This window comes from Kamptonema animale CS-326, from assembly GCF_028330895.1.
GTDB classification, from domain to species: Bacteria; Cyanobacteriota; Cyanobacteriia; order Cyanobacteriales; family Microcoleaceae; genus Kamptonema; species Kamptonema formosum.
Map to the genome: position 1 here is coordinate 1 of NZ_JAQMUA010000404.1, position 9,120 is coordinate 9,120.

The following is a 9,120-nucleotide window of genomic DNA, read 5'->3' on the forward strand; positions in this document are numbered from 1 at the left end:
AATCGCAGAGACTAGGCGATTGCTTCGCTTTGCTCGCAATGACTAGTATTTAACCGGACATGATATAATTCAGGACTTATAAACTTAGGCAAAAATCACGTAACGCCGCCCTCTGGGTGGTATATTTACTACCTAGAGGGCGGCGTTACGAATTTCTTTCTTCCTGCGACTTTTAATCGATAAATTTAAAAAATGGATAATCAACCTGATAAAAATCAGCCTTCCTCAAATAAGCTAAAGTTAATTTTCGGAATACTTTCAATTATCGCTCTAATTGTGGGAGCAAAATTTTTCAACCTTCAAGGAATTCTTAAAGATTCCTTAGAGTTAATTGCTAATCTCGGCCCTTGGGGGCCTGTGGCTTTTATCTTGGTTTATATTCTGGCAACAGTGCTATTTATTCCAGGTTCTTTACTGACTCTCGGCGCTGGTGTATTATTCGGAGTAGTGTGGGGTTCAATCTGGGTTTCTATTGCTTCTACTTTAGGGGCAACTTGTGCTTTCATTGTAGGCAGATATTTAACTCGCGATTGGGTTTCTAAGCAGATAGAAAGCAATCAAAAATTCAAGGCGATTGATGAGGCGGTGGCAGTAGAAGGATGGAAAATTGTAGGGTTAACTAGACTTTCGCCGATTTTCCCCTTTAATTTGCTCAATTATGCTTTTGGGGTGACGCAAGTATCACTTAAGGACTATTTTTTTGCCTCTTGGATTGGTATGATGCCGGGAACGATTATGTATGTTTATATTGGTTCTCTAGCAGGGAATTTAGCGGCCTTGGGAACTCAGGGGCGATCGCGTACAATTGGTGAGTGGGTGCTTTATGCTGTGGGTTTGGTAGCCGCGATCGCAGTCACGGTTTATATCACTCGCATTGCTAAAAAAGCTTTAGACGAGAGAATTTCCTAAAGTTTGACCTGCAAAGCCACTAAACATAATCGAGGAGACTACTATGGCTGTTCGCAAGGATACAATTTTTGAGCGTTTCTTGTCGCCGATTATGCGGCTGATGATTGACGAAGAGGCGCTGCGGCGGTTATATGAAAATATCGATTGGCAAAAAGAGAGCGATCGCATCTCTCAGCCAAATCTAGTTTATCCCGAATACTACACCGGTCAGAACTTTCACGGCATAGAAAGAGGCTACCTCAATCCTAGTGCAGCGGTTTCTTATGACCCCATAACTCAGTATGTCTTACCTCCTAGCGAGGCGATCGTTAGACAGGGATTAATTGATGCTGTTATGGGTGTACCGAGGCGAATTTTAGATTTAGGATGCGGTACGGGTTCGACAACCCTAATGTTGAAACAAGCATTTCCGCAAGCGGAAGTCATCGGTATGGACTTATCGCCTTATATGATTGTAATTGCAGAAATGAAAGCTCAAAAAGCGGGGTTAAATATTCAATGGCGACACGGAAATGCTGAACAAACGGGATTTCCTAACGCTTCCTTTGACTTGGTAACTGCTTCTTTATTATTTCATGAAACGCCGCCAACAGTATCGCAAAATATTCTCCGGGAAAGTTTTCGACTGCTGACGGTTGGGGGACAGGTAATAGTTTTAGATGGGAACCAGAAAACTTTGCGACAGACAGAATGGCTGACAGATGTGTTTGAAGAGCCTTATATTAAGTCTTATGCCGCTGGTAATCTAGATGCTTGGATGGGTAGCGCTGGATTTGGTGCTGTCCAAACTGACGATCTGTGGTTGGTAAATCAGGTGACACGGGGTGTGAAACCACTTCCTGGCCAAGATCCGCAACGGGTCAATCAGTGGCAAAATGCAAGCGATCGCGTGCCTGATTTTGACTTAGAAGGGTTTCCAGCACCAGCCTAAAACACTTTTTCAAAGTATTTAAACTTAGCTTTTTGCTACACTTTGCCCATGACCCTAAAAGCGGTTTTATTTGATTTTAATGGAGTGATTATTAACGATGAGTCGATTCACGAACGGCTGATCGAGCAATTACTAATTCAGGAAAATTTACGGATTAATCGTGGAGAGTTTCGCCAAGTTTGTTTGGGAAGAAGCGATCGCGCTTGCATTGCGGAATTACTCAACCGCAGAGGCAGAACTGTTACTGAAACCTATCTCGATCGGCTGATTGCACGCAAGGCTCAAGCTTACATTAAAGAGGTGGAGCTTTTGGAAAAATTGCCGATATATCCGGGGTTGGAGGAATTTATTTTGAGTCTCCAGGTGGCGCAATTAAAAATCGCTTTGGTGACAGGTTCTCTGCGGTTGGAGGTAGAATTGGTGTTAAATCGATCTGGCTTAGCACAATACTTTGAGGTAATTGTTGCTGGTGATGATGTGATGGCAAGTAAACCGCAACCAGACGGTTATCTCTTAGCAGTTGAAAGGCTGAACCAGCTTTATCCAGACCTTAAGTTGGAACCTGGGGAATGTTTGGCGATCGAAGATACTTTTGCTGGGATTGAAGCGGCCCAAAAAGCGGGTATTTCTGTTGTGGGTGTGGCGAATACTTATCCATTTCATTTCCTCCAACGTGCTGCTAATTGGACTGTAGATTATCTTTCCGATTTAGAATTTGAGAGAGTCCAGCAGGTTTATTCGCAGGAGGTAGGTCAGGAAAATCCAGCGTAGTCTAGACATTTTCGCGAAATTGTGGTACGATCGCTAAATGTCTGCAAGTATTTAGCAAGCAGTCACGATCGAGGTTTTAGGTTTTTTAGTCTTAAATCTAAGCTCGGTAGGGGGAATTAGCTCAGTTGGTAGAGCGCTGCGATCGCACCGCAGAGGCCAGCGGTTCGAGTCCGCTATTCTCCATCGGTTGTTGTCAATTAACACATTATTTGTCGCAGATTCCAGGTTGATGAGATACACCGCTTCAAAAAAGCTTAAAATTGTTATATCTTACTTTTCTTACTTAAATGCTAAGGGAGAAATTAGCGAGAAAACATTTAAGGCACTGGTTCATTACGCTTGCTCTATTTTTATAGAAAATGAGCTGGCATCAAGAGTTGAAGAAGTTTTAGAAAAAAAATCAATTCGATTTTTGAACACAAATTTTTCTTTTACTTTGGAAGAATTTCTTTCTAGAGAGGGAGAGAAGACTGAAGCCTCCGAAATAACTAAAATTTTAAGCCTCAGATAGTATGTCCAATTATCGTTGCTATAGCATTGCGCCTTTACAACAGATATATAGCAGTTTTCAATCGAGAGAGGTACATTAGCCGCCGTTAGTGGAATAGCCTATAAATTTAATCTATCGAAAGAGTGGACTTGTTCAATAATTTACGATCGCATAACTTCAGTCTAGGGAAAGATTTGCTCGATCCCTCAAATGAAGTACAAAGAGAATGTTAAATGTCATCGAATTGTATTCTATGAAACTGAATTATTTTACAAAACCGCTTTCGACTCTAGGACGCTGGATGGCCACAGCTCTGTTTTGCGTGTCAGCGATCGCCTTCGTTTGGCAAGGTGCGTTTTTCTCGAACACCGCAGCAATGGCTAATCCTGTTTCCAGCCTAATCGCAACCTCAGATGCGGGCGATAAGGTTAAAGCCAAAACCAGTGAAGATGCTGGACGAGCCAAAAATTTCATCGAAGATACGAAAGATAAGGTGAAGGAAACTGCAAATAGAAATGCAGATAAAGTCGATCGAGCAACGGAAAACCGTAGTTTTGTTGAACGCAAAGCAGACAAAGATACAGCGCGAATTGAGGAAAGAGCCGATCGAGATGCGGCTCGGACTAAGAAAGCAGTAGACAACACAAAGAATGCTATTGAACGCACTGTTGATAAGATCAAGGATACTTTTAGTAACTAGGAAATAGATTCTCGCAAAGCTAATCAATGTACATTTTTTCCTTCCTTGCATCTCCTTGAAGCAAAAGGATTGATGTACATTGATTAGCTTTAAAATTTTTTGCTACCTGATAGCGCGATCGCACCGCAAAGGTCAGGGGTTCGAGTCCGCTAAAGTCAACTGTTCCAACACATAAACAATGTAATTTTTAGTATTTTCTTGTTGCTTTAAAGTAGTTTCACTCATAATTGATTCCATAAGTAACAATATGAGCGCAATCTTAGCAGGAACTTATTTAGGGCTTACGCACCCAACCAAAGAAACCGGGTTTTTTGACGAAAATACTTCGTTTTCACCCACAGATTCTCTCAAAAACCCGGTTTCTGGAGCCATGAGCATAAGTCCTATTATTGTAGAGCTAACATCAACGCGATCGCTTCTCTCCACACCCGCCGAGTCAGTCAATAAAGAGCGATCGCGACATTCTCGATCGCGATCGCCCTCTATTGGGCCAGAGGATAAAATCTAAAAGCTAAACTCGATTAAGCCACTGAGGATAAGCCAAAGAATTATCCAACGTTAACTTTTGACCCGGATAACTCTTACTCACCCAACCAGCTACAATCTGTAAATTTTCCATCAAATAACTGTCATGGCCAAAAGACTCAAAAGCAATAGTCCACCACTCCTCCCCGTTAATACTTAACTGCGTAATTTCGACACTACAACCTTGGGGGATAGGCGCTTCCACTGGAACCGGAGTCAAACCTTCCTCCGAAACTTGGTATAGACGTTGCGATCGCTTTTTCTTCACCGTCAACCACACCCCAGTTGCCAAAATATCAGCCGCCACAGGTGCCTCTGTCTCTACACAAACCCACTTCAGCCACTTTTCCGCCTTTCCCTCCCAACAATTGCCAAACCGCACCGGCTCTAACTCAGCTTGCCGCCACTTTACCTCTAAGCCTTTCTGCCTTAACTTTAGTCCCAAGTAATTGCAGCTAGGTATCAGTAAATATGAGTCTTCCCGTTCTTCATGAGGCCATAAATAGCCGCCCAGACTATCCTGCCAAAACCACTGGGCGATCGCTTTTGGCAGCGTGCCACTATAAAACCATCGCAGTTCCACACTGGCCCGCATAAATCTTTCCTCCCTTGCAACATTTTTTCCAGCCCTGACTGGATTTGGTACTGACCTTTAACTTGCCATCCTCATATAGTCCCTTGTTCCTTGTCCAGAGTCCACTGTCCCCAGTTAGATTCATTGCCCTAAATCCAAGGAAATGTTGAGATTGAAAAAATTTTATATTTTACTTTACATTTATTAATGGCTCTGTTACATTTGTTAACAGGAGAGTAAAAACCATTCAGGAGTACAAACATGACTAGCAAAGGAGCGATCGTTGACGATCAAGGCAAACTCAACAATTTTGCCATTGAACCCACTATTTACGTCGAAGAAGAGCCGCGTACAGGCTTTACAACCTACGCAGAACGGTTAAACGGTCGCCTTGCCATGATTGGTTTTGTCTCGCTACTAAGTTTAGAAGTGCTAGCTAAGCACGGATTTCTGGGATAATAAACTAGCGTTTATTGGGATTTCGAGATAGAACTGCAAAGCTATGGGCGAGGGAAGCGCTCCATAGCTAAATTGTTTTTTAGGTCAATATCTATCCTTCCTCCCATCCTTGAAGGCGATCGCTTTCCGTTTTGGGTGTCTTTATGAGAAAATCAAAATCATCACATTATGCACCCCGACCAGGTAATCAAGAATAATGCTCAAACGAATTGCGGTAATACTTCTGGTAATTTTTAGCTTTACCTTAACCAGTTGTGTATCAACCGTTAGCGGACTCAAAAGCTACATTGACACAGCCGACGGCTACCAATTTCTCTATCCTAATGGCTGGACGGCACTAAATGTTTCCAATGGCCCAGATGTAGTATTTCGCGATTTAATTGAGCAAACAGAGAACGTCAGCGTCGTTATCAGTGAAGTTCCCAGTGGTAAAACTCTTGCCGATTTAGGTACTCCCAGCGAAGTAGGATATCGGTTAAGCAAAAGCGCGATCGCACCTCCCAATTCCGGCCGCGAAGCAGAATTAGTTAATGCCGAAGCTCGTGAATCTGGGGCGAAAAGTTATTACATTTTAGAGTATGCCGTCAAACTTCCCAACCAACTGCGGCACAACCTAGCTAGCGTAGCAGTCAGTCGCGGTAAACTTTTCACGATCAACATTTCTTCAACTGAAGATAGATGGCCAAAAGCCAAACAATTATTTGAGAAAGTCATTAAATCTTTCTCTGTCTATTAAGCTTGTAAGGGTAAATTGTTAACTGTTAATAGTTAACAGTTAACAGCTATAAGTCTCGATCGCACAAAATGGATATTCCCACTTTTGTACTAGCCTCAGCTTCCCCCGCGCGCCGCCGCCTATTACAAAGTGTTGGCATTAATCCTATTATTTATCCCAGCGACTTTGACGAGTCCCAAATTCAACTAAGCGATGCGGCTGAATTAGTCGAGATATTATCACAACGGAAAGCTGAAACAGTCGTTAAATCTCTGATTGCGAATCCGAATTCACTCCCGACTGGGAAAAAGGGAGAATTTGAACAAGATAAATCGATCGTAGTTTTGGGATGCGATTCCCTTCTGGTTGTTGGCGACGAGATTCATGGAAAACCAGCAGATGCAAAAGATGCGATCGCGCGGTGGCAAAAAATGCGCGGTGAAGTTGGCCAACTCTACACTGGTCATACCTTAATCGACATAACACAGGATAGAATCAGAGTCAAGTGTCAAGTTACCCAAGTTTATTTTGCTGAAGTTAGCGATCGCCAAATTGCAGCTTACGTCGCCACAGGAGAACCGCTACAATGTGCTGGCTGTTTTGCCATTGAAGGTAGAGGGGGATTATTCATCGAGAAAATCGAAGGTTGTCACACCAATGTTATCGGTTTAAGCTTGCCACTACTGCGAGTAATGTTAGCAGAATTGGGATATGACGTTACAGATTTTTGGCAATCAAATTAGGAAATTTAGAGGTAATTGGTAATTGGTAATTGGTAATTGGTAATTGGTAATTGGTAATGGCTAATTGCTAATCGCTAATCGCTAATTCACAACTTACCCATAGACAATTGGATTCTGTCATTGCGAGCGAAGCGAAGCAATCTCAACCACTTACTATACTTTTACAATCCGTAAATCCTGTAATTGCCAATTGGGTAAAAACCCTCCTTATATCCCCATCTCCTCCTTTTCTTCTTCCTTCTTCCTTCTTCCTTCTTCCTTCTTCCTTCTTATTATGACTTTTTTGACTTACTTTAATACAAAAAATATTCTAACTTTTCTATCGGGTTTACTGATATTTATCTTTATTCTACCTGGCTGTTTAAGCTTAGCAAAAAATCAGACTCCTACTGTGAATAACTCACCAAATACAATAGCAATTAATAGCTCATCCAAAAATCCCACCTCAACCTCTCCTGTAGGAGTTAATCTTTCTGGAATTGCCGACTGGTCAACAGAATTACCATTTTTAGATGCCTTTAAATCTTCTAGAAAATGGATGACTCAGTGCGATCCAAAAGAGGCTGGATGTCAGGGAGAATTAGATACTAATGAATATAATCTTTTAAATCTTGACGAAAACGGCTGGGTCAAATCTCTTCCCCTTCCCCAAGATTCTCCTAAATATACCCGTGTCAGCACCTTATTATTAAGGGACATACCAAACTTTTTCCCATCAGGCAAATATATTGTCATGTATGAAGGCGAGGGGAAAATTGAGTATAAATTTGCAGCTAAAAAAGATGAAGCATCGTCACAACCAGGCAGAGATATTATTGATGTAGATGCTACCAATAAAGAGGGAATCCTGCTGACAATTACTGCCACAGATCCCAACAAAACAGGAAAATATATTCGCAACATTAGAGTAATTCACTCTCAAGATGAAAAAGCTTATGAAAGTGGTGAGATATTTAACCCCAAGTTTATAGACAAAATTAAAAAATTTAGCACCCTGCGTTTCATGGATTGGATGAGTACAAATGGTTCTGAACAAAAAGAATGGTCGAACCGACCTAAACCAGAAAATATTTCCTATGCTTATCAAGGCAATGTCCCAATTGAAATCATGGTTGCTTTGGCGAATAAAATCAAGGCAAATGCTTGGTTTAATATGCCAATCATGGCTACTGATGAATATTTAAAAAACTTTTCTCAGACTGTTAAAAGTAGTTTAGATACAAATTTAAAAGTTTATGTAGAGCTTTCTAATGAAGTTTGGAATTTTTCATTTCTCCAATCTCAATATGCTTTACAACAAGGTCAAGCTAGGTGGGGAAAGGATAAACAAGATGCTTATATGCAATGGTATGGAATGCGTACAGCTCAAATGTGCGATCTTTGGAAAGATATTTTTAGCGAACAAAAGGATCGAGTTGTGTGTGTAATTTCAACTCAAACTGCATGGAAAGGTTTAGAAAATTCTGTTTTAGAATGTTCTTATTGGGTAGCAGAAGGTAATAAACCTTGCTATCAACACGGTATAGATGTCTATGCTATCACTGGATATTTTAGTGGTAATTTGGGTGCCCCAGAAAATACTAGCATCGTAGAGTCTTGGTTGAATGATTCAGATGGTGGTTTTAGCAAAGCTTTTAAACAATTGAGAGATGGCGGTTTGCTAGGGGGGTTTAAGGATAGTTTATCTGATGGTTATGGCTTGTTTAAATATCACTCAGAGGTAGCGCAGAAAAAGGGTCTTAAGTTAGTTGCTTATGAAGGAGGTCAACATATTGTAGGTATTCAAGGGAATGAGAATAATGAAAAGCTTACTAATTTCTTTATTGAGTTAAATAGGCGACCAGAAATGTATGAGTTATATACAAAATTACTGGGAAATTGGAAAGAAGCAGGCGGTACTCTTTTCATGCAATATTTGGATATTGGTGTACCTAGTAGGTGGGGTAGTTGGGGTGCTTTGGAGTATGTTGGCCAAAATGGTTCGCCTAAATATAATGCTTTGATGGACTTTATTGATAATAATCCTTAGTTGGTGGGATGGCTGTGTTTTGACTTTTCCAGCTAAGTCTTAAGTCAGGTAATATTAAGTCTAATAGCATTAGTCTTGTATGTCATTGCGAGCGAAGCGAAGCAATCCCAGGGTCTTGAGATTGCTTCGCTTCGCTCGCAATGACGACAAATTGTAATAGCCTTGAGATTGCTTTACTTCGCGTTAAATTGGTATTAAGTAGTCGGACATAATTAAACGTAGGGTGGGCGCTCGCCGCAAAAAACCTGTAAGTCATAGAAGAAGATGGTTGCGG

11 protein-coding genes and 1 tRNA gene are annotated in these 9,120 nt (G+C 41.3%); 11 read left to right on the plus strand and 1 reads right to left on the minus strand.

The window, feature by feature from the left end; translation table 11 throughout:
- Positions 1–192 precede the first annotated feature (192 nt).
- The 7 genes from PN499_RS23845 (at position 193) to PN499_RS23875 (ending at position 4,309) form a co-directional block, all read left to right on the plus strand.
- A complete protein-coding gene (locus tag PN499_RS23845) occupies positions 193–909 on the plus strand; it encodes a TVP38/TMEM64 family protein (RefSeq protein ID WP_272035236.1) in 717 nt (238 codons plus the stop codon).
- A 43-nt stretch (positions 910–952) separates the two neighbouring features.
- Positions 953–1,840, plus strand: coding sequence for a class I SAM-dependent methyltransferase (locus PN499_RS23850; protein ID WP_272035237.1), 888 nt, complete (start codon positions 953–955; stop codon positions 1,838–1,840).
- Positions 1,841–1,888: 48 nt separating this feature from the next.
- Positions 1,889–2,611: an HAD family hydrolase gene (locus tag PN499_RS23855; protein WP_272035238.1), complete on the plus strand. Its 723-nt coding sequence runs from the start codon at positions 1,889–1,891 to the stop codon at positions 2,609–2,611.
- Between the two features lie 110 nt (positions 2,612–2,721).
- A tRNA-Ala gene (locus tag PN499_RS23860) sits at positions 2,722–2,794 on the plus strand.
- A gap of 43 nt (positions 2,795–2,837) precedes the next feature.
- The gene (locus PN499_RS23865) at positions 2,838–3,122 is read left to right on the plus strand and encodes a hypothetical protein (RefSeq protein WP_272035239.1); all 285 of its coding nucleotides are present in this window, start codon (positions 2,838–2,840) and stop codon (positions 3,120–3,122) included.
- 232 nt (positions 3,123–3,354) lie between these two features.
- Complete coding sequence (locus tag PN499_RS23870; RefSeq protein ID WP_272035240.1) at positions 3,355–3,801, plus strand: hypothetical protein; 447 nt, start codon at positions 3,355–3,357, stop codon at positions 3,799–3,801.
- 247 nt (positions 3,802–4,048) lie between these two features.
- Positions 4,049–4,309: a hypothetical protein gene (locus tag PN499_RS23875; RefSeq protein ID WP_272035242.1), complete on the plus strand. Its 261-nt coding sequence runs from the start codon at positions 4,049–4,051 to the stop codon at positions 4,307–4,309.
- Between the two features lie 3 nt (positions 4,310–4,312).
- Here the strand turns inward: PN499_RS23875 and PN499_RS23880 are convergent, their stop codons facing one another.
- Positions 4,313–4,921: a hypothetical protein gene (locus PN499_RS23880; protein WP_272035243.1), complete on the minus strand. Its 609-nt coding sequence runs from the start codon at positions 4,919–4,921 to the stop codon at positions 4,313–4,315.
- A gap of 240 nt (positions 4,922–5,161) precedes the next feature.
- Here PN499_RS23880 and PN499_RS23885 point away from each other — a divergent pair, with 240 nt between their 5' ends.
- The 4 genes from PN499_RS23885 to PN499_RS23900 all read left to right on the plus strand — a co-directional run bounded on the left by PN499_RS23885 (position 5,162) and on the right by PN499_RS23900 (position 8,846).
- Entirely contained in the window at positions 5,162–5,359 is a 198-nt protein-coding gene (locus tag PN499_RS23885) for a high light inducible protein (protein ID WP_272035244.1), read from the plus strand.
- A 196-nt stretch (positions 5,360–5,555) separates the two neighbouring features.
- The gene (gene psbP / locus PN499_RS23890; protein ID WP_272035246.1) at positions 5,556–6,095 is read left to right on the plus strand and encodes a photosystem II reaction center PsbP; all 540 of its coding nucleotides are present in this window, start codon (positions 5,556–5,558) and stop codon (positions 6,093–6,095) included.
- Positions 6,096–6,163: 68 nt separating this feature from the next.
- Entirely contained in the window at positions 6,164–6,817 is a 654-nt protein-coding gene (locus tag PN499_RS23895; RefSeq protein WP_272035248.1) for a Maf family protein, read from the plus strand.
- A 190-nt stretch (positions 6,818–7,007) separates the two neighbouring features.
- Positions 7,008–8,846, plus strand: coding sequence for a cellulose-binding protein (locus PN499_RS23900; protein WP_272035250.1), 1,839 nt, complete (start codon positions 7,008–7,010; stop codon positions 8,844–8,846).
- Positions 8,847–9,120 lie beyond the last annotated feature (274 nt).